Source organism: Limnothrix sp. CMB-01 (assembly GCF_055193175.1).
Genome location: NZ_CM143720.1, coordinates 274,098 through 294,525, shown reverse-complemented (window position 1 = coordinate 294,525; position 20,428 = coordinate 274,098). Strand labels below are relative to the sequence as shown.

The following is a 20,428-nucleotide window of genomic DNA, read 5'->3' as shown; positions in this document are numbered from 1 at the left end:
ATCACATCGTAGACAAGGGGCTTAAGCCCCTTGCTGCTCGCGGTTTCTCAACGGCAACATCAGGATTTTGGGAATTTGGCGACGGTTCCAAGGCCTTGGCGTTGCCAAAACGGCTCTCCAAGCCTGATTGAACGTTTTAAATTTGTCGTGCCACCACTGCCTATCAGTTTTGGCTTGAGTTAGGAATCGCTTTAAGGATGCAATCGCCGATGGTCGCCACAGCAAGGGTTAGCAGCGGATCGCCCACGGGTTACATGGCTCCCGGTTGGGCAGAGGAATATCGATCGCACCGAGCCCGGTTGCTGGAAAAAATCGGCTCCGGCGTGGCCATTTTCCGCAGTGCGCCCCATGCGGTGATGCACAACGACGTGGAATATAACTACCGCCAGGACAGCGATTTTTATTACGTGACCGGGTTTGATGAACCAGCGGCCGTAGCGGTGCTAGCTCCTAACCACGAGGAACATCAATTCATCTTATTTGTGCGTCCCAAGGATCGGCTGGCGGAAACTTGGTCGGGTCGGCGGCTGGGGGTGGAAGCGGCCAAAGAGGCGATCGGGGCAGACGTGGTTTACCCGATCGAAGAGTTAACCGCCAAGCTGCCGCAATACCTGCAAACGGGCGATCGCATCTTTTACAGTCTGGGTCATGATCCCCAGTTCGATGCGCAGATTCTGGATCTGTGGAAACAGCAGCGCCGGAGCTATTTCCGCAAAGGGCGCGGCCCGGTAGCCCTCGAAGACCCGATCGCCCGCCTGCACCAACTGCGAAACATTAAATCTCCGTTGGAACTGGCGGCTATGCGCCAAGCAGTCGACATCGCCGCCGAGGCCCACCAGCGGGCTATGGAGATGGCCCGGCCCGGCGTTTGGGAATATGAAGTGCAAGCGGAACTCGATCGGCTTTGTCGATCGCGTGGTGGTTGGGGGCCGGCTTACCCGGCGATCGTCGCTGCCGGGGAAAACGCCTGCATCCTGCATTACGTGGAAAACAACTGCCAACTGCAAGAGGGCGATCTGTTGCTGATCGATGCCGGTTGCGCCTACGGCTACTACAACAGCGACATCACCCGCACCTTTCCGGTGAATGGCCGCTTCAGCCCCGAGCAACAAACCCTCTACGAGCTAGTGTTGGCGGCCCAGATGGCGGCGATCGCAGCGGTCAAACCTGGTGATCCCTACAGCAACGTCCATGACGCGGCCCTGAAAGTCCTGGTTGAAGGGCTACTAGACTTAGGGCTGATGGTCGGCAGCGTAGAACAAATTATTGAAAAAGAACTCTATCGCCCCTTCTATCCCCACCGCACCAGTCATTGGTTGGGCTTAGATGTGCATGACGTGGGGGTCTACACCTACGGCGATGATCCCTGCTATCTCCAGCCGGGCCAGGTGCTGACGGTGGAGCCAGGCCTCTACATTGCCCCGGACATCGAACCGAAGCAGCCCGGTGAGGAAGATGATTGGCCCGCTCAACCGGAAGTGCCGGAACAGTGGCGCGGCATTGGGATTCGGATTGAGGATGATGTATTGGTGACCGAGGGTGGCCATGACGTGCTGACAGCCGCTGTGCCTAAACAGGTTGCTGATCTGACTTGGGGCAATGGCTAGGCGGAAGCCAATCAGGTTGGATGGACGGGCTGATCGCTCCAGTGAGGTAGCCGGCCCGTTCGACTTGGAATATGTCAAGCCCTAAAATGTAAAGAATTAAGAAAAACTTCTGATTTCCCGATCGATCCAGAATCGCGGATGGGTAAGTTTGGGCTAAGTGCTTAGATCTTCCCTCAAGCCCTAGGCGATGCTCCGGTTTGGTTGCTCCCCTGAAGCGCGACACTTCAAGGCTGCAAGCCGATAATTTTTGGGCGGTTCAAGCACAGCCACCTGGCGTGGTTGGGATGGAACCGATTCGGAGCGCCGCCGGTCTAGGGACAGTGAGTCATGTTGGGGTAGCGAGAAACCGTTCTGAGATTGACGGTCACTCTCCAACGCCCCGCCCTTTGCTGTAATGGGTGTGTTTCGGGTCAGTTTTTCAAGAACTCTCAGGCCAAGTTGGTAGAGCCAATATGATGATCCTGCGGCGGCTAGTTTTGGCTATTTCGTTCCAATTGGGACGAACGATCGCGCAGTTCCAGCGACTGTTGCATCGTCGAGGGCGATCGGGCGATCGACCCCAAATTCTGGCTTCTAATCCCTATTGGCGACGGCTGCGATCGCAGGCGGGCTTCGTGTTGCCAACCACGGCCTTGTTGCTTGTGGTGGTAGCCCTCACGATTACTGCCCTATCGTTGCGCACCCTCAACCGCACGGATCAAGTCGCAGCCGATCGGGCCCAAAAGGTGATCTACAACGCCGCCACCCCCGCAATCGATCGCGCCAAAGCCAAACTTGAAAAACTTTTCCTCCAGGATCCACGAATCCCAACCAACGGTGTTCCCTCTGAAAAGTATCTGCTCAGTATGTTGCTGAACAAAAACCTCACTGGTAGTAGTGCATTTGATCCTGTTTTTAACGAAAAACCGAAACAAATTTACACACTTCCTGGTGAAATTCAGCTTGACATCAATAAAGATGGGGAGCCAGACCCAGCTTGGCAATTTCCTGCAGATACTGATGGCGATGGAGAGCAGGATGCTGACATTGCCTATTCGATTATTTTCAATTCCTTACCTGTCGATGCTGCTGGCAAACCAGATGCTGATATGAAGCGTGCTTCATTACAAGCACGCGCTGCGGCTTTAAGAACTCGTACAGGTCCTCTCATTCAAGAGGAAACGCCAGGGAGTGCCTGCAATATTGCAGAGCAACTCGGGAAAATAAGTTCTGAAATCCTCCCCCCAATTGAAGCAGGCTGGTATCAAGATCAGAAAAAAACCTCTACCCTGCGCAAAAATTTTCAGGTAGATGCGGTTGTGATTCCACGAGCCAATGTTGATCGGCCAGGGGGTGGAACAAACACTATTGCTACTCTTGAATTCCAGCAAGACCGGATTGTAGAAAAAGGCAATAAGTGGGGAGCCTGGTTTCGTAACGACCTAGAGTTATTCTCCGGAGCGCGCTTTAACTGGAACGGAGCCATGCACACTGAGGGATCTATGTTTTTGGCTGGGGCTAACAACCCAACACGCTTGTTTTGGGTTAGTGCTCCGTCCTCTTGTCTTTACCAAGATCCCGAGGCTTCTAGCATTAGTGTATCTCCAGAAAACCCATCAGGTAACAGTTCTGCGACATCTTGTAAGAGCTATACCGGTGAAGGAATTTGCAAAAACTTCAAAGGCGACTTGATCTCAAGCGCAGTTTCGGGCCCACGATCAAACTTTGCAGGCGATCCAAAGCTATCTATTGATTACAAGCCAGCTAGTGGAGTGATTGTTCAAGCGAGCAATAACTTTACAACAGAAACTGACTCGGTGAGCTTTAGCGGCAAGGCGATTGACTTGGCATTGGATCCATTGCTTCTCTATACGGAAGATGTTAGCGCTCGGCGAAGGACTGTTAAGGCTAGGTCTGGAGAAGATTGGACAAAAACTGAAGGCGCGGAGTATTCACGTCGTTTCAGTGGACAATCGTTACCCAAGCCCTATCTAGACGACTTTTATCGGGCTGACAATCGTTACGGCCCTCGACCAACCTATGGCCGCTCCTCAGAGCTGAGGATGCCCGGCACTAAAAAGGTGGGTGACAACATTACTGGCGACGAACGCTTAACCCGCAACACCAATACGGAGCAACCGGCAGAAGTGGGAGCAGATGGCTATTGGGAACGCCGTGCCATCAACGAGGGGACTCGGATCATTACCGGTCAGCGCCTAGAGCTGGAAAATCCCCTAGAAAATCCCCTGGGCTATCCCTCTCAAGCGGATGAATTTGATGCAGCAACGCCGCTTCAGGCCTTGCAGCGTCGTAGCTATAAAGATAATCCGGCCGCCGTCCAAGGCACGTTGCTTTTTCACAAGGGTGTTGGGCAAGGGGTAAAGCCGGTGGCTGCCCTGACGAGTACTGTTCACCCGGGGACTCCCGACACCCTGAAACAGTCGGCAACCTTTGAGAAACTCCCTGTCACGGCTGGTGTCAAGACCAAACCGGAATGGACAGCCTTTGGGGAGCGCTTTGGAGACGAATCAGAGGAACTTGCGATCGACTTTTTCCATGGCCGCGGCACGAACGGTTGGGAAATGGATGTGGATCGGCTCAATGAGCTGGTCAGCGTTAGCACTGGCCCTACCAGCACCCCGGTCAACTTAAACGCGACCTTGCGGAAAGCTTTGGAAAACCTGGCGACCTTTGCGGGGGACAAGGATGGTGCATTTCCCGCCAAGCAGGAAGCAGGCAAAACTCACCCGCTCCCGCAGTTGGTGAAGTGGGGCGACTTTAGTAATTTGCGTCGGGCCCTCTATGACACCAACAACAGTCCGGCTGATGCGACCACCCAGCAGACTGCGGCTCTGAGTACTGGAATGTTGGCTTACAACATTGCCTATTTGGATGCGATCGACTACAGCGATCCAGACTTCCAAACCACCGTTCTCGATAAGCTGGCGGAAGCCCTCGGCAAAATTGGGGACAACGATCCAGCCTGGAATAAAAAGGAAGACCCCTCCCGTGCGGATTGGCTCTCGGGAGCACGCACCGACAGCGCCAATGACCGCAAGTTGGGACGGGTTGACATTTTTCGCCCCGGAGACACCACGGGGCCCTTCTCTGTGCGGGTTTATCCAGGAAACTCCGGGCTGCGCAGTCCCTCTGACTTCAATAGCCGTAATCAGGAGGGTGCAGATTTTGTGGAAGTGCAGTTGGCTAGCCTCAAAACCCAGGGCGGTCAACCCCTGGCTAGCCCGCCCCTGCTGAAGCGGATTCCGGCTGCGGATCCGGCCCTGAAACCTGGTGAGAATCCGTTTGCGGCGACCACGGCTTCCACTGATTTGGTGACACCACTGGTTCCTCCGGAAGCCTATGTGGCGGCCTTGGCAGATAAGAGCACCAGCGGAGCGGCCCTCAACCGTTTGGACAGTAACCCACTGAAGCCCACTGAGTTGCAACAATGGGCCAGGTTAATTGCACTCCGAGAGCAAATCCAGCGCGATCGTACCTTTGGCTTTGCCACCCACTTCGGCCGAGTCAAAAACACCGCTGGCAGCATCCCTGCGGAAACCGCCAAACATCACTACAGCTACACCGTCCAAAATGACCTGACCCCCACGCCGCCCTCCGGATCATTAACCGTCGGCTATGCTTTTGGCGGCCGGGTGTATGAGCAAGCCAAAACCTATGAGTTTGGTTGTGATTTCAGCAAGACAACGGGGAATAACTACTTCGGCTACGGAGTTCCTGGAACGGTTGCGGAAGAGAAGCGGTTTCTGCACTTGGCAGGTACCCTCTGCCCCGTAGAACCCGAATATCCTGCGCTGTACTATCTGTTCCCGCGTCCCTTGTCTGAAGACTTCATCGCTCACGATGCGGATGGAGATAAAACAGTGCTCCCCGCCCTGGAAGTGGGCACTGCTACCCTGTCTGTAGAGGTGGATCATACCCAACCTAGAGCGACGGATCCGTTCTATGCGCCTTACGACAAGCTGTATTTCGATCCCTATCTGACGGTTGCTCAGGGTAATTTCCAGGTGCTGAGTGATAAGGATCTGGAGTCAATCATGATCAAGCCTCGGAAAGTGGCTGATTGGCTGCTACCTGTGGACGACAATCTCACGCCAACGGGTAGTTGTACCAATTCGGCTCCTAACTGCTCCCAGATGCTGTTTGTGGCAGTGGACAACGATGGGGCCAAAGCAGACAAGGCGATCGAGTATCACCGGGTTGCCTTCAAGGATGCAGCCTTGATGGACGGGCGAGAGCGTCTCGTAGAGCGGGTGCTGGATATCGATATCGATATGCTGCGGCAAAAAACCTACGCTCCATCTGCCTTGGGAGATCTGTGGTTGACCTTTGGCAACCTGAAGAAGAACGAGGCAGGTGGCATCGTCTATGCATTCCGGGAGGACAATACTCGGGAAGACGCGATCGAGCGATCGCCCTCTACCACCTGGTCGAGCTACAACATAGATACCGAAAGTGCTCGCATGAGCATCGGTCGCAGCAATCCCTTGGGGCAAGATCCGCCAATCAGCGACGTGACTGGCATTAGTCCTAAACCCGTGGACTACTACGCCGATCCCGATCGACGACCCCATGGGTTCCGATTGATCAATGGTGCTTTGATTAAACGCGAAGGCGGTGGTGCTGACAATGCCAACATTTTTGGAATCTCCTTCATTACGGATAATCCTCTATTCGTGAAGGGTGACTTCAACTTGCACCGAGTGGGTGGGGTGTTGGCTGAAGAGTTCAAAACGATCCTCAATCGAGACAACTATGGCAATTTCTACTCCCGAGGTAGTCGTAGTCCTGACCAAGATCTCAATCTAAGTTTTGCCCGTCCCGATAAAGATACTTGGCGACCTGTGGAACTGCTAGCAGACTCGATCACGTTGGTCTCTGGCAACTACTGTGATGGCAGTGTTCGAGATACCTTCCTCAATGCCTCGCCCAAACTTGCAGATTGGTATGGTTGCCAGCGGGTTGGCTCGCTTTCTTCTCCCACCACTTCGTTCTATGCCCAAAACCGTCCCCTAGAAATGTCCGATCAGGAACGAGATTTGGTGCTGGATTGGTGGCATGAAAACCGGTTTGACTTCACCAGCTCTGTGGCAGTGGATTACACTGGCAAGCCCCTACAGCGAATCAATGAAGACGCTGCCCGTCCAGAGTTTGGACGACCCAATCCCTACACCGGTAACTACCAAACAGTTCCCTTGGGACAGCGCTATGGTCGTGGTGCGAATGGTGTGTTACCCGGTGCAAGCACAACCGAGGCGAATGCCATCTTTATCAGTGGCATTGGCTCCAGCCGAGAAAACCAGAGCTATGGCGGTTTCCATAACTTCCTCCCCATGTTGGAAAACTGGGGCGGCAGTGGCTCCAGCCAGTCTCAAACCATTTCAGGAGCCTTCTTGCAGCTAAACTTCCGCACGTCCTCAACGGGCCCCTATGAGCACGATGCTTGGGAAATCAATCAGCGTCCAGTCGGCGGCCAGGATGATATTCCCTACTACCAGACCCCAAGACGACTCTGGGGCTACGACGTGGGATTGCAATACGCTCCGGCTGGGCCGATTTCCAGCCGCTTCATAACACCAGGCGCAGCTCGAAGCGAGTTCTACAACGAACCGGAAGCCGGTGATCCCTACATCTGTGCTTTACGACGTTCAATTGAGACCACCCCTGATGGTTGCTGATAATCTGTCCCGATGAACTTGCGAGGCTTACCCGTCATGTCTAACGCCGCGTTCAATTACTGGGTTTGCTGCTGGCGCAGGCAGTCCCAAATCTCAGGCTCAGAATCTGGGCTGACGTTGCTGGAATGCATTGTGGCCTTGGTGATGATGTCTGTGGTGGCGGTGGCGATCACGCCTCCCCTATTTCTGGCAACAGCCTCGCGAGTCCAGAGCAACCGGGCGGAACAGGCCATTCAAGTAGCCCAGGGTGAAGTGGACAAAGTGCGAGTTACTATGGAGCGAAGGGACTTTACTAATAACTTAGCTCTTCTACCCCAAGAAAGTAGTAATGGAGGCAGTGAGTTTGAAAAAACACCTGCACCCTCCAGTGTTCCTGACCTAGAAGCCGCTAGGAAAACGATGGAATCTACTCGTAGCATCTATGATAAGGGTGTGCCTTTTGTAGGCGCTCTAGAGTTGCGACCAGTAGATGTTGATGGCGATGGTCTACCTGACTTTGCGGTGCAGACATTTCGGAGTCCGGCCTCTGATAAAAACTCTATTGAAGGTGAGTCTGGTTTAGTTCCTGTGGCTTTCCGTCTCGGAGTGCGAGTTTGGTCTTATCCAGCGATTCAGAGGTCTAGTAAGCCTTTGGATATTGCCGCAGCTTCCCTACAACTCACCAGCAGCACTGGTGAACAAGGCGTTAAGCCGTTGGCCGTAATTTATACCCAGTTGGCTGTTTCAGATACTAGGGAGGGGTATGAAAAAATGTGCTACCTGCTAAATGGAAATACAGAAGAATGTAAAACAAAAACTGGAAGTGAGGTCAGTCCATGATTCCAATTCAAAAAGCACTAAGCTGGATTCAAGGTCTTTGTATAATCAACCGTCTGTCTAGTAACTACCAGACATCTGTTGCTCGCAGTAGATTGGCAAATAAACCTAGATTGGTTGAAACGGAAACTGCTGGTTTTACGCTCATTGAGTTACTGATCTCGGCTTTGATTGCAGGGTTGATTGTTTCAGGACTGTTAGGGATTGTGGTGGAGTTGGTTTCAACCAACCGCCGAGAACTGGCAAGGTCGGAAACCATGCGTGATATGGGAATTGCTGCGGAGTTTATGAGTAATGAACTCCGGGAAGCGATCTATGTTTACACTGGTAAGTGCCTATGGGAAGGGCAGTCCTCTCCTGGACAAACTGATTATTGTCCAGGTCTATTTGGTGGCGATGGAGGCTTAGAACTACCAGACGATAATAGCCTTCCATTGATTGCTTTTTGGAAACTTGATCCTATTCCTGAAAACTGTGATGACCCTACTAAGTGTGACCTGTATAAACTTTCGGGACGAACTTACACTTTGATTGTGTATTTTCTAAACAATAAAAAGGACAACAAGTGGGATGGTCGTGCCAGAATCACAAGATGGGCAATGAAAAGGTTTAATGAGAAGGGCAAAGAGTCGGGTGATTTTAATGACCCTCTGGATGTGAGCAGTGGCTTGACCTTACAAACCTGGCCTAGAACAGCAGATGGAAACACGCCACCTGGCGCTCAAAGACCAACATTTGGGGATCCGAATCCAGATGTGTTAGTGGATTTTGTGGACGACACTCAGGATGTAAATTTAGGTACAGAGCGAGAATGTCCGGCACAGTACGAAGTTACGCCCAGTCTTGAGTCACTGAAGGGTGATTTTGAGGGAGTTCGCAGTGTCTATGCCTGCGTTTTGGATGAAACCAAATCGACCAGAACAGTGCAGCAGCTACAGAAGAATGAGGCTAACCAAAACCAGAAGGTGATTTTGGCAGTTCGAGGTAATCCAGAAGGGCGCTATGGTTTGGATCGACGGAGCTGCTCTCAGGACGATCCGGCGGCTGGGGAAAAGAATTTGAGTACTGAGCTGGGTAAGGATACCCAACAGACGACTTGTCGGTTAGCAAGCATTAAGACTGAAGTACTTAACCGAGGCACTGTAAACAAACAACCAATGGATCTAGGGAAGTAGCCAATGGTGCTGTTCATGTGGACGTATCTTCGTTATTTGTGGCCCTAGTGCTTCTCAGTTGCCCCGAGTTTAGAGACAAGGTAAAACGCGCGAAATGCTTTACTGTTAAGGAATTGAGGCGATCGCGCGGTTTCCTGACATGGCGTGATCCCAGAAAAATCTAGGGCATTTGCGATCGTATTGCCATTTTTTAAGTTATTTTAAGTAAAGAACGAGTTACCACTCGTCTGACTGTTTAAAGCGCCCAATTTTGCCTAATCTGCCCCGCTTGCTCGGGGGGCGATCGTGCGGTTAGGGTCAACGCGTCATCCCATCAGAAAGGACGTATTGACTCTGCGGCAACACAGACGACCGCTATTCAAATAAGATTCCCAGCCGTGCAATCTAGATCGTGCTGCGGGTTTTCGGGGCTAACTGCGAGATTGGGTTTTGGTTGTTCATCCGTTACGAAGCGTACTCATGACCCTTTCCTTCCAAAGCCTTGGCCTCTCGGAAACCCGTGCTGCTCATCTGGAAACCCTTGGCTTTACTGAACCCACCCCCATCCAAGCACGCGCGATTCCCGCCTTGCTCGAAGGAAAAGATGTGGTTGGCTTGGCTCAAACTGGAACTGGCAAGACGGCGGCCTTTGGGCTGCCCATGCTGGAGCAGATTGATGATGCCAATCGCACTGTTCAAACATTGATTCTGGCCCCAACTCGTGAGCTGGCGTTACAGGTTTCCCAGGCGATCGAGAAGTTTGTGGGCCCTGGTTCTCGTTTGCGAACCGTGACGGTCTACGGTGGCCAATCGATCGAGCGGCAAATTAGCCAACTGCAACGGGGCGCGCAAATTGCGATCGGCACGCCCGGTCGGGTAATGGACTTGATGGATCGCGGTGCTTTGCGCCTCGACCAGGTGCGTTACTTTGTGTTGGATGAAGCCGATGAAATGCTGAATATGGGCTTCATTCAGGACATTGAAAAGATCTGTAGCTCGCTGCCCGCCGAGCGCCAAACGGCCTTCTTCTCCGCAACGATGAGTCCGACGATTCGTCGTCTGGTGGCAAACTTCCTGAAGGATCCGGTGTTTGTGACGGTGGAGCAGCCCCAAGCGACTCCCACCCGAATTGAACAGGTGCTGTATACGGTTCCCCGGGGCTGCAACAAAATTCGGGCCCTGCTGCCGATCCTGGAGCTAGAAGATCCTGAGTCGGCGATGATCTTTGTGCGCACCAAGCAGGGAGCTGCGGAACTGACCGTGCAACTGCAAGCGGCTGGCTACAGCGCCGATGAATATCATGGCAACCTGAACCAAGCCCAACGCGAACGCCTGATCACGCGCTTCCGTCGGGGGCAGTTGAAGCTGATTGTGGCGACGGATATTGCTGCTCGGGGTTTGGATGTGGATCGGGTGACCCACGTGTTCAACTTCGATCTGCCCGATAACCTGGAAAATTACGTTCACCGGATTGGCCGGACGGGCCGCGCAGGTCGAACGGGGCGTGCGATTACCCTGTCTTACAGCCTGGAGCGTTACCGGATTCGGCAGATTGAGCGGCACACGCGCCAATCGATGCAGCCGGTGAATTTGCCGACCCGTGCCGAGATTGAAGCTCGCCGGATCGATCGCCTCAAGAACCGGGTTAAGGAAGCGTTGACCAGCGATCGGGTGGCCTCGTTCCTGCCGATTGTGTCGCAACTGGGTGAGGAGTACGATCCTCGGGCAGTGGCGGCGGCGGCGCTGCAAATGTTCTACGACATGGAACGGCCCGCTTGGCAAGTTGAAGGGGTCTTTGGTGACGATAACTTTGAAACCGAGCGTCCCGAACGGGGCGATCGCGGTGGCCGAGGCGATCGCGGTGGCCGTAACTACGGGGGTGGCTCCCGTCGTCGGGGTGCTGGTGGGGGTGGCGATCGCCGCCCGAACCCCAATCGTCCCCGCCCCGATGCGCCGGTGAAGATGAACGATCGCAACCGTTTTGCTCCTGTCGGCGAATAAAACTTCAGAGTTTGTCTCTTCGTTAATGGCAGACTCGTAAGCTCCAGAAAAATTCAAAAATTCCAAAGGGTCTCAAGCCAATGATTAAACGCTTGAGACCCTTTTTTGTGGTCTTTACTTTTTGGGACTGTGTTTTTTGGGCAAAGACCCAATTAAGAAAAGACCAAAAATGTGATGTTGAATCTATGGTTTCCCAGAGCTACAGAGTACTGAGACAGTGACAAAATCCCTAGGAATTGACCCAACGGCGACGCAAACCCAAAGCGGCGAATCCTGCTAAGCCAAACATGAGCGACGGTTCCGGCGTGCTGCGCTCTTCGGGCACTTCACGAATTCGACCATAGAGATAGGCTTCGCTAGTTCCGCCTTCTTGGGAAATAAAGTCGGACACCAACTCGCCATCGGGCGAAAGCTTGAAGCCGGATAGCTCAAGGGTGTATTCCTTGCCGTCGTAGGAGAAGGAGCGATCGCCCAAGGCGTTATTCCAACTGATTTTGTCCGCACAAGGGGTCACGCTGAAGTAAGAACAAGTGCCCGAGTTTGTGGTCTCGTCAATGTTCATTGTGAAGTTAAAGATCTCATCAGCAATTTCTGCAAAATCGAGCGTTACTGACAACCCAACGGAGTTAGCTGCATCATAAATTGGGTTGTTGAAATGCCGCAAAGCTCCTAACTGAAAAATGCTGCCGAAGGTGATGGGCGTTGCACCGACACCGGTAAATCCCAGTCCGCTGGGGCCGGCCTCGCTTGCTGGAATACCCCACCGAACTTGGTTTTCAGCGCCCACCGTCTGGAAGCCATAAAAGGGTGTTCCCGATGGAGTGCCCCAAGAGCCAGAGCTATTTAGCAGTGTTAAAGCAGCCGCTGGATTGGCCGAGGCAATCGCTGTTGCAATTGAAATAATGGCCGCAGATATGGTGAGTCGCATAGTGTTTTGATGGGTATTAAGGGTTAGTTGCTGACCCCATCAAACTAATTTGAATGAAGAAAAACGTCACGCATATTCACGAAATCTTTAAATACTGCTGTTTGTAAATTTGAATTTATTGAAAAAACACAAAGCGCTGAATTTCCCAGTTAATGAGGAATGCAGCGCTTTGTGAACTGGTAGCCTAGGCTACTGATCGCAAAGATTGACTTGACAAAATCATTTCTCGCAACTATTCAGGGGCGATCTGATCGCCTGCTGAAGCGATCGCAACAGTCGCTGATGATCGGCGGTGGTTCTGATCGCAACTCGAAAGAAGCGATCGCCCAATTCTGGGAAGCTGGAACAGTCTCGGATCAAGATCCGATCGCGCCGTAGCACTTGCTGCTGGAGCTGATTGCTGGGCAGGGCGGTTTTGACCAATAGATAATTGGCGGCGCTGGGATAGGGGATCAGGCCCGGTTGGGCTTGTAGACCCAGAAACAGTTCCGATCGGGCCGATTCCAGCCAAGTCCAGGTTTTTTCGGCAAAGGGGCGATCAGCAAGGGCGGCAAGGGCGGCGGCTACGGCTAAACCGTTAACAGACCAGGGGTCTCGCCATTGTTGCCAGCGTGTTAACCGATCGGGCTGGGCGATCGCGTAGCCTAGCCGGAGTCCCGGAATGGCGTAGAACTTGGTGAGCGATCGAATCACAATCAGGTTTGGATAGTCCTGAACCCAGTTCACGACGGTGGGTTGCTTGATCGGGCGCAAGAAATCCATGAACGCCTCATCCACCACCACCAACCCAAAACGATCGCAAAGGGGCCGCAAAAGATCGTGGCTCCACAGTTGCCCGGTGGGGTTGTGAGGATTGTTCAGCACCAAACCATAGGCGGCGCAATCGCGATTTAGCCAGTTGCCCCAATCCCAAACCCAAGGCTCCACGGGCGCGATCGGCACAATTTTGGCCCCAAATGCCCGCAAGGCTCGGCCGTAGTCAGCGAAGGCCGGCACGGGCAGCACGGTTGCGGCCAACTGACTCAAATCCCGAGCGGCCCAAGTCAAGAGTTCCGCCGCTCCATTGCCTGGCAAAATCCAATCTGGGTCGAGGTTGTGGTGCTGAGCGAGGGCCCGGCGCAATTCGCCGTAGTTTGGATCCGGGTAAGCGGCCAGGGAGGGCAAGGCGGCAGTGAGGGCGGCCAAAATGCTGGGTGGCAAGCCCCCGGGATGGATACTGGCGGAAAAGTCCAGAATTTCAGAGGGCGCACAATGGGCGATCGCGGCGGCCCAAGCCAGGTTGCCCCCATGGATTGGGTGGGAAACAGTGGTCATGGCAAAAATCCTAGCGCCAATAGCCCGATCGCCCCGCATAACCACCCCAAAAAGACCACTCGGGTCAACCCCAAAGCCGATCGCACGGTCTCCGGTTCGATCGGTCGCTGGGGGTCTCCCAACAGGGGCTTGTATTTCACTTGACCGCGATAGCGATTTTCGCCCCCCAGTTGCACCCCCAAGGCCATCGCATAGGCGCACTCGCTCCAGCCGGAATTGGGACTAGGATCCAGCGCCCCATCCCGCCGACAGCGACCCCAAACCTGCAAGGGCTTTCTTGAAATCAGGGCGATCGATCCCACGGTTAATCGACAGGGCAACCAAGTGAGGTGATCTTCCAGGCGAGCGCTGAACCAACCCAAATCCCGATGGCGTGAGTCCTTGTAGCCCACCATCGAATCGAGCGTGCTGGCGGCCTTGTAACCCAATGCCACCGCTGCGATCGCCCCAGGGCCCCACCCAAAAATTACCGTTGCCCCAGCACCCACCAAGGCCCAAAACAACGGCCCCAACACGCCATCCACGGCATTTTCCGCCACGGTTTCCAGCACAGCTCGCAAAATTTCTGGGCGATCGAGATGCTCTGTTTCCCGGCCCACGTAGCGACTGAGGCGCGATCGCGCTTCCGGCAAATCCTCACGGGCCAACGGTTCCAACACATCTTCCGCCGCATCCCGCAAGCTGCGACCCGCAAAGCAAGCCGCCACCATCACCGCCTCGACCCCTAAGCCCAAAATGGGGTTCAGCTTGCAGGCTAGCGACCCGATCGCCCCAGCCAGGGCCCCTGCGCCCCCGATCGTGGACAATGCCAGCCCCACCCCTAACCAGCGCTGAACCCGATCGGGAGTGGCCAAAGACCAAACCCAACGACGGTAGCGATCGATCCATGCCCCGATGACCTGCACCGGATGCACCCAACTCCAAGGGTCACCCACCAGCCAATCAATCACCGCCGCCAGTCCCAATACCAGGATTGATCGGGTTGGCTCTCCCATGCCAATCAATCCGTTCATTCCTAAATTTAGATAAAAAATTATCAGTAATCCAGCTTAAACCAACTCATTCGCCTATTTTTAGGATACAGCCTTTGCCTATAACAAATAGCACGATATAGTTATCAGTGTAGTGGAGTTGTCATCAGGAAAACTCATGAGTCTTTATTCGCTGAACTTGCGCCGAAAAATCGTAGAAGCTTACGAGAAGGGAGACACTTCGATTCGGAAAGTAGCAAAACAATTTTCGATTAGCCCAGAGACAGTCAGATGGCTTCTAAACCTATATCGCTCCACTGGAAGCTTAGCACCTAAAAAGTGTGGTACGAAGCGGGTGAGCATCTTATCTCAGCATGAAGAAGCTATTTTGGAAATTGTAGAGACTAATCCTGATTTTACATTGCGAGAGTACTGCGAAGAAGTTCAAAAAAATTGGGTGTCAGTTCTAACACAAGCATGATGCATCGATTTTTAAAGCAACATGACATCAGCCTCAAAAAAACTTACAGGAGCGAGAAAGTAATCACGGCGGAAGTGCAAGCAGAGCGTGTAGACTACTGGCAGCAAATTTTGAAGGTAGAAGCTGAAAGGCTTGTCTTCACTGAAGTTGTAACAATCAAAGGTTTGAAAGGCTCAATGAAAAAGGAAGGCTTTCTGGAGTTTATCAAAGTAAACTTGGTACCGCAGCTCAAAGTAGGTGATGTGGCTATCATGGACAACTTAAACTCTCATCATCGTCCAGAGGTAAGAGAAATGATAGAAGCAGTAGGAGCAACGGTAGAATATCTGCCAGTGTATTCACCAGACTTTAATCCTATAAAAATGATGTGGTCGCAGTTAAAAATCTTTTTGTGGAAATTCAGAACAGAAACTATAGAGGTGTTGGAACAATTAACGAGACTAGCAGCCCGACTAGTGGATTTACAGTGCCTTAGAAACTGGTTTACTAAGTGCTGTTATTGTACCCAGTGATTGCGGCAAGAACTGTATCTCAAAACCCGAAGACTTCTTGGCAACCAAGGCTGGACGCAGTAATTTAGATGCTATTTGCATGGTACTGCTTGCGGTTGGAGAAGCATTTAAAGCCATTGACAAAAGAACAGAAGGAACATTTCTCGTTCAATATCCCGAAATTCCCTGGAAAAAGATTTTTGGACTCAGAAACTTGCTAGCTCACACTTATTTTGATGTTGACGAAGCTCAGATTTTTAACACTTGCCACCATGACATTCCAGCGCTAGTGACTACGGTGCAAAAAATGATCCAAGACTCCCAAGGTCAAGACTGAGCCAGACGACCGGCATTGCTAGACTCTAGCTCGATCGGCTGATCAGCACGAAATTTTGATCCAGTGGGCTAGCCACTGGGCCTTGTCGATCGCCCCCCCAAGAACCGATTACTTGGTTTGGATCTCGTCGAACAGAATAATGGAAGGGCGATCGAGCGGGTTCAGAACGCCATTAAAGCAAGGTGGTATGGTTCAGCTCAGAACTCAAATTCCGTCCGGATCCCCATCATCACGCCACACTTCCAGATCCAAATCGTTGAAATATAGCAAGGCGCTTTGAATTTGAGCGTTGGAACCGCTGAGTTCTAAGTCAAACCAACCATCGCTCTCTTGGTCGGATCCCAGCAGGGCCGCCAGCACATTCACCGTCAGCCCAAACCGGGAAATGATGGTGGAAATGACGGGATCGGGACGATAGTTACTAGGCACACGGATGCGCACCCGGACTTGCGATCGATGCCCCGGTTCTGAGTCGATCGGGGAATTCGTGACCGGAGAATTGGTGTGGATGGGGTCAGTCATCGGATTGCCTCCCGTCCAAAATCGGGATTGTGAGAATGGTGCGGGGCGATCGCGCTGGAGCCGTTGAGATCCATGGGCGATCGCCCCCCAAAACCTATTTCTTGGTTTGGATCTTGTCGAAAATGGCTCCATCAGCAAAGAACTGCTTTTGGATGGCATCCCAACCGCCCAGTTCCTTAACCGTGAAGAGTTTGGTGACCTTGCCAAAGCGATCGCTAAACTGCGCTTCAATGGCCGGGTCGATCGGGCGGAACCCTGCTTCCGCAAAGGCTTTTTGGGCTTCGGGGGTGTAAAGGAACTTCACGAAGGCTTCCGCCACCTCCCGAGTCCCCCGTTTGTCCACCACCTGATCCACCACAGCCACGGGGCTATCGATCGAAATATTCGTCGCCGGAACCACGTAATCGACCTTTTGGCCCTTGGCTTGGGCCAACAGCAGTTCGTTTTCGTAGTTAATCAGCACATCACCTTGGTTTTGCTTCAAAAACACGTCCGTGGCTTCTCGCGCATCCCGAGGCAAAATCGGCACGTTGGCATACACCGACTTCACAAAAGATTCCGCCTTCTCCGGCGTGCCGCCCGTTTGGGTCACCGCGCCCCACAGCACCAGGAAATTCCAACGGGCCCCGCCCGAGGTTTTGGGGTTGGCGGTAATCACCTTCAATCCCGGCTTGGCCAAGTCGGGCCAATCTTTCACGCCCTTGGGGTTGCCCGGCCGAGTCACCAGTGCGGCCACGGACTTGTGAACAATCGCGTCGTTCGGCGCTTCCTGTTGCCAACCGGGTTCAATTAACTTGGCCTTTTCAATTTTTTCCACATCCTGACCCAACGCCAGGGCCACCACATCCGCTTCCAAACCATCGATTACGGCACGGGTTTGGGAGCCAGAACCGCCATAGCTTTGGTTAATTTTGACCGTTTGGCCCCGTTCTTTTTGCCACTTTTCGACAAAGAGCGGAATGATTTTTTCATAGGCCGATCGGGTCACGGCATAGGACACCAAGGTAATTTCGATCGGTTCGTTATTAGCAGCCGATGCGTTGGCCGCTGGTGTGCCCGTCGCGGGCGAGCTACCGGCAGCCGGGGAGCCGTTGGCGTTGGGATTGTTGGAGCCAGTGCAGGCGGAAATCATCCCACTCGCGAGCAAACCCATGCCCAAGCAGGCAAGCAGGCGGCGGCGGCTGGGGCGATTTAAGCGAAAAGGCACAGTCACGATGCAAAACTCCTTGCAATTAACCCTGTTTAAGCGTGGGTCGCAGGGTGGGGTAAAAAAATCGGGGGTGGGGTGATTGTACGCCCCGAATTGAATTTCCAGTAAATCAGTCGGTTTACCGGAGATTAAATCGCCTCTGAGAATAACCCATGTCGATCCAAAAGTCCAGATACCCGATCGAGTTACCGGTGTTTTGATTGCAAGGGGCTTGGTCAGGGCAGCCACACCAGTAAAACTCGCCCCTAAAACCAGCGATAGCGCATCAGAATACTGAAACCGATGGCCACGGCGATCGCCCCCAGGAGCACCGATCGCAAGGGATGGGCATCGGGTGAAACCAGGCTGGTGGTGCTGGTGAGCCGACCCTGCACGAGATTCAGGCTTTCCACGTCAATCCAAGGAATGCCGCCCCGCCGCAGCCAACCGGTGACCATCACGGGGCTGCCGATCGGGAGTTCTTGGCGACTTTGACGGATCAAGGTTCCCAGCCAACCCCAACGGCTGGCCAGGTGCAAGGGCAAGAGGCCGCTGGGGGTTTGTAGCCACAGATCTTGCCATAGTCCATTGGCCCAGCCCGATCGTCCCAGGAGTCGTCCTGATACTTTCACCATCACCGCATCGATCGGGAGGGCGTTGGGTTCGGCCAAGGCGCTAGCCAAGGGCGGCCCATCCGCATGATTAAAGATCAGGGGTAAGCGGCCGCGAATTTCTGGAAAGAAGGCATTCAGCCGCAGGAAAATCCCCAGTCCACAGCCCATCCAGGCCAGACCCCACAGCAGGGAGCGATCGGCCCACATCCAGCCGATCGGGTGGTTCAACAGCCGCCCCAATCCCCCGATCACCCACAGCAGCAGCGCCACCCCCACGCCGGCCACCATGCCCACCCAAGGCCCGGACTGCAGCCACAGGGTTTGAGGGGTGGTGGGTCTCAGGGGGCGGGCCCGGGGCAAGGGCGGCAAGTAGCGTTGTTGTTGGTCTTGGGCCGCTCGATCGCTGGCTTCAAATTCCGGTTCCAATCGCCAGCGCACGGCCAATTCCGCCAGGGTGGCCATTCGCTGGCCCGTGAGCGGATGGGTGTGATTGAGCTGGAGCCAAGTGCGATAGGGATTGCGTCGGCCCCAGGCCCACAGGGGTTCGGGGGGCGCGATCGGGTGGAAGCTGCCTTCAATGGCGGCGCAGGTGGGGCTGAAGGGCAACAACAGCTCGATCGCCACCAACCAAGGGGATAGGGCCCGGTTCGCGATCGCCTGTTCCGCCACTGCCGCACCGCACTTAACCAGGGCCCGCGCCAGGGCATTGGGATCCCCCGTTTCGGCGGCCCCGAGCCGATCGGCTTCGGCCTGGCGCGATCGACTCCAACCAAACAGGGCCCAACGCTCCACCCGATACAGCCCATAGGCCAGGGCCGACAAACCCACCGCCCCCAGTTTGGCGGGCCAAAGCTGCCAGGTTTCCGCCAATTGCGCCGCCCATTGATGCAAACCATAGGGCAGCAGCAACACCACCGTGGCCCAACTGGCGATCGCACTGTCGCCGCGATCAATTTGGCTATATTGAGCGGCCACCAAAGTTGCCAGTTCCCCATCACTCAGACCATCGATCGCCCCTTGACTAATGGCTAGGCGAGCTTGGGCCGGCAACCAACCATAGACCACCACCACCGGCAGATCCGTGGTTAGCAACCGGAGATAGGGAACCGGGCGATTGCGCGATCGCACCAGTCGCTGCAACAGGCGCGCCGTTTCCGGCCGCTGGGCAGACAGTTCTGAGAACTTGCGCGTTTGGCTGCCCCAACGGTGCATCACCTCATCCAACAGCCAGGGCGACCCCAAAAACAGCAGCCCCAAGGCGATCCAAGCCGAAACCGAGGGATCATCGGTGATGTAGGGCGTGGCCTCTCCCCAAATGGGCAACCAAGGCAACAAAACCGACAGCCAATCCAACAGTTTGTTATAGGTGGCGGTTCCCAACAGGACAAACTGTTGCACGATCCAGGCCAAAAGCACGATCGCGATCACCTGGCTCACCAACCGCTGACCCCAAGGCCTTGGGGTCAAAGCCGTGCGGCGATCGGCTCGGCCCCCGTTGCGCCATTGAACGCTGTAGGGTTCGGGGGTTTGGGCATCCGTCGCCGCCGGGGGTTGCGCTTCCGGTGCAGCCGTCTCCACCGTTGTCACCACCGCCATCACGGCCGGCGGGCGATCGGGATTGGGAGACCAGGGTGGGGAACCGGCTACGGCACTTGGGGGACGATCCGATTTCAATGGGGATGTTGGTGCGGTTGTAGGGGCGATCGCTGGATTCGCTCCCGGGTCAGCGCTCGAAGATCCCGGCGTTGCAGATCCCGGCGTTGCAGATCCCGGCGAGGATCCCAAAGCCGAAGATCCTGAGGCTGGAGACCCCAAGGCTGGCGATCCGGGATGAGGATTCAACGCCACCCGCACCACCTGGGTTCGCTTCCCGATCACCTGGGGATCCGTTAGGGGCACAAATCCCGCATTTCCCGCTTCCAGGGGCACAAATCCCGGATCCTCGGCGGCTTTGGGTTTTGGGGTGGGCGGCGGTGGGGGCGGCGGCTTCAGTTGCGATCGCGCTTGGGTTGCCCATTGGCGCACCTGGGGGTTGGGATGGTTCAGCAGCGATTCACAAAGGGCGATCGCCTTAGCCCATTGCCCCATAGCTCGATAAGCCCCCACCAGAGCCGCCTGGGCCCGAGCCTGCTCTGCCCCCGTCAAGGTGGCGCTGGCCGTTTCCAATGGGGCGATCGCCGCCCCTGGTTGACCCTGCTTCAGGGCCGCCAAACCCGCTTGGAGCTGCGATCGCGCCCCCTCTGCCCCCAACTCCGCCATAGTTTCAACCCAAAACTAGCCAACCCAAGACGCAGAATTCGACGGTTGCTCAACCGTTCAACTTCCGAA

12 protein-coding genes and 2 pseudogenes are annotated in these 20,428 nt (G+C 54.5%); 8 read left to right on the top strand and 6 right to left on the bottom strand.

The window, feature by feature from the left end; genetic code table 11:
• Positions 1 to 254: 254 nt before the first annotated feature.
• The 5 genes from ACZA91_RS01170 (at position 255) to ACZA91_RS01150 (ending at position 11,253) form a co-directional block, all read left to right on the top strand.
• Positions 255 to 1,607 carry an aminopeptidase P N-terminal domain-containing protein gene (locus ACZA91_RS01170; RefSeq protein WP_463186364.1) on the top strand — a complete coding sequence of 451 codons (1,353 nt, stop codon included), beginning with the start codon at positions 255 to 257 and terminating at the stop codon, positions 1,605 to 1,607.
• Positions 1,608 to 2,059: 452 nt separating this feature from the next.
• The gene (gene hpsA / locus ACZA91_RS01165) at positions 2,060 to 7,282 is read left to right on the top strand and encodes a hormogonium polysaccharide biosynthesis protein HpsA (protein ID WP_463184285.1); all 5,223 of its coding nucleotides are present in this window, start codon (positions 2,060 to 2,062) and stop codon (positions 7,280 to 7,282) included.
• Between the two features lie 132 nt (positions 7,283 to 7,414).
• Positions 7,415 to 8,101: a hypothetical protein gene (locus ACZA91_RS01160; RefSeq protein WP_463184283.1), complete on the top strand. Its 687-nt coding sequence runs from the start codon at positions 7,415 to 7,417 to the stop codon at positions 8,099 to 8,101.
• Complete coding sequence (locus ACZA91_RS01155) at positions 8,098 to 9,273, top strand: PilW family protein (RefSeq protein ID WP_463184282.1); 1,176 nt, start codon at positions 8,098 to 8,100, stop codon at positions 9,271 to 9,273. The genes ACZA91_RS01160 and ACZA91_RS01155 overlap by 4 nt, the downstream gene beginning before the upstream one ends.
• A gap of 459 nt (positions 9,274 to 9,732) precedes the next feature.
• Positions 9,733 to 11,253, top strand: coding sequence for a DEAD/DEAH box helicase (locus tag ACZA91_RS01150; RefSeq protein ID WP_099533935.1), 1,521 nt, complete (start codon positions 9,733 to 9,735; stop codon positions 11,251 to 11,253).
• Positions 11,254 to 11,482: 229 nt separating this feature from the next.
• On the opposite strand, the gene ACZA91_RS01145 is transcribed toward ACZA91_RS01150, so the two are convergent.
• The 3 genes from ACZA91_RS01145 to cbiB all read right to left on the bottom strand — a co-directional run bounded on the left by ACZA91_RS01145 (position 11,483) and on the right by cbiB (position 14,508).
• The gene (locus ACZA91_RS01145) at positions 11,483 to 12,181 is read right to left on the bottom strand and encodes a THxN family PEP-CTERM protein (protein WP_463184280.1); all 699 of its coding nucleotides are present in this window, start codon (positions 12,179 to 12,181) and stop codon (positions 11,483 to 11,485) included.
• A 219-nt stretch (positions 12,182 to 12,400) separates the two neighbouring features.
• A complete protein-coding gene (gene cobD / locus ACZA91_RS01140) occupies positions 12,401 to 13,495 on the bottom strand; it encodes a threonine-phosphate decarboxylase CobD (protein WP_190531798.1) in 1,095 nt (364 codons plus the stop codon).
• Positions 13,492 to 14,508 carry an adenosylcobinamide-phosphate synthase CbiB gene (gene cbiB, locus ACZA91_RS01135; protein ID WP_242030802.1) on the bottom strand — a complete coding sequence of 339 codons (1,017 nt, stop codon included), beginning with the start codon at positions 14,506 to 14,508 and terminating at the stop codon, positions 13,492 to 13,494. The genes cobD and cbiB overlap by 4 nt, the downstream gene beginning before the upstream one ends.
• Before the next feature lie 136 nt (positions 14,509 to 14,644).
• Between cbiB and ACZA91_RS01130 the strand changes: the two are divergent.
• The 3 genes and pseudogenes from ACZA91_RS01130 to ACZA91_RS01120 form a co-directional block, all read left to right on the top strand.
• Positions 14,645 to 15,087 (top strand): annotated as a pseudogene (locus tag ACZA91_RS01130) (IS630 transposase-related protein); the annotation flags it as partial.
• A gap of 24 nt (positions 15,088 to 15,111) precedes the next feature.
• Positions 15,112 to 15,459, top strand: a pseudogene (locus ACZA91_RS01125) (transposase); the annotation flags it as partial.
• A gap of 37 nt (positions 15,460 to 15,496) precedes the next feature.
• Positions 15,497 to 15,775, top strand: a complete 279-nt coding sequence (locus ACZA91_RS01120; RefSeq protein WP_463184278.1) for a HepT-like ribonuclease domain-containing protein — start codon at positions 15,497 to 15,499, stop codon at positions 15,773 to 15,775.
• Positions 15,776 to 15,979: 204 nt separating this feature from the next.
• Here the strand turns inward: ACZA91_RS01120 and ACZA91_RS01115 are convergent, their stop codons facing one another.
• The 3 genes from ACZA91_RS01115 to ACZA91_RS01105 form a co-directional block, all read right to left on the bottom strand.
• Positions 15,980 to 16,297 carry an NIL domain-containing protein gene (locus ACZA91_RS01115; RefSeq protein ID WP_099533912.1) on the bottom strand — a complete coding sequence of 106 codons (318 nt, stop codon included), beginning with the start codon at positions 16,295 to 16,297 and terminating at the stop codon, positions 15,980 to 15,982.
• A 94-nt stretch (positions 16,298 to 16,391) separates the two neighbouring features.
• Entirely contained in the window at positions 16,392 to 17,450 is a 1,059-nt protein-coding gene (locus ACZA91_RS01110; RefSeq protein ID WP_463186362.1) for a sulfate ABC transporter substrate-binding protein, read from the bottom strand.
• Between the two features lie 302 nt (positions 17,451 to 17,752).
• A complete protein-coding gene (locus tag ACZA91_RS01105) occupies positions 17,753 to 20,359 on the bottom strand; it encodes a M48 family metalloprotease (protein ID WP_463184277.1) in 2,607 nt (868 codons plus the stop codon).
• Positions 20,360 to 20,428: the final 69 nt, after the last annotated feature.

Coding starts and splice junctions, on each gene's coding strand:
- ACZA91_RS01170 (WP_463186364.1), top strand. CDS start 255: ATGGCTCCCGGTTGGGCAGAGGAATATCGATCGCACCGAGCCCGGTTG.
- hpsA (WP_463184285.1), top strand. CDS start 2,060: ATGATGATCCTGCGGCGGCTAGTTTTGGCTATTTCGTTCCAATTGGGA.
- ACZA91_RS01155 (WP_463184282.1), top strand. CDS start 8,098: ATGATTCCAATTCAAAAAGCACTAAGCTGGATTCAAGGTCTTTGTATA.
- ACZA91_RS01150 (WP_099533935.1), top strand. CDS start 9,733: ATGACCCTTTCCTTCCAAAGCCTTGGCCTCTCGGAAACCCGTGCTGCT.
- ACZA91_RS01145 (WP_463184280.1), bottom strand. CDS start 12,181: ATGCGACTCACCATATCTGCGGCCATTATTTCAATTGCAACAGCGATT.
- cobD (WP_190531798.1), bottom strand. CDS start 13,495: ATGACCACTGTTTCCCACCCAATCCATGGGGGCAACCTGGCTTGGGCC.
- cbiB (WP_242030802.1), bottom strand. CDS start 14,508: ATGAACGGATTGATTGGCATGGGAGAGCCAACCCGATCAATCCTGGTA.
- ACZA91_RS01115 (WP_099533912.1), bottom strand. CDS start 16,297: ATGACTGACCCCATCCACACCAATTCTCCGGTCACGAATTCCCCGATC.
- ACZA91_RS01110 (WP_463186362.1), bottom strand. CDS start 17,450: ATGGGTTTGCTCGCGAGTGGGATGATTTCCGCCTGCACTGGCTCCAAC.
- ACZA91_RS01105 (WP_463184277.1), bottom strand. CDS start 20,359: ATGGCGGAGTTGGGGGCAGAGGGGGCGCGATCGCAGCTCCAAGCGGGT.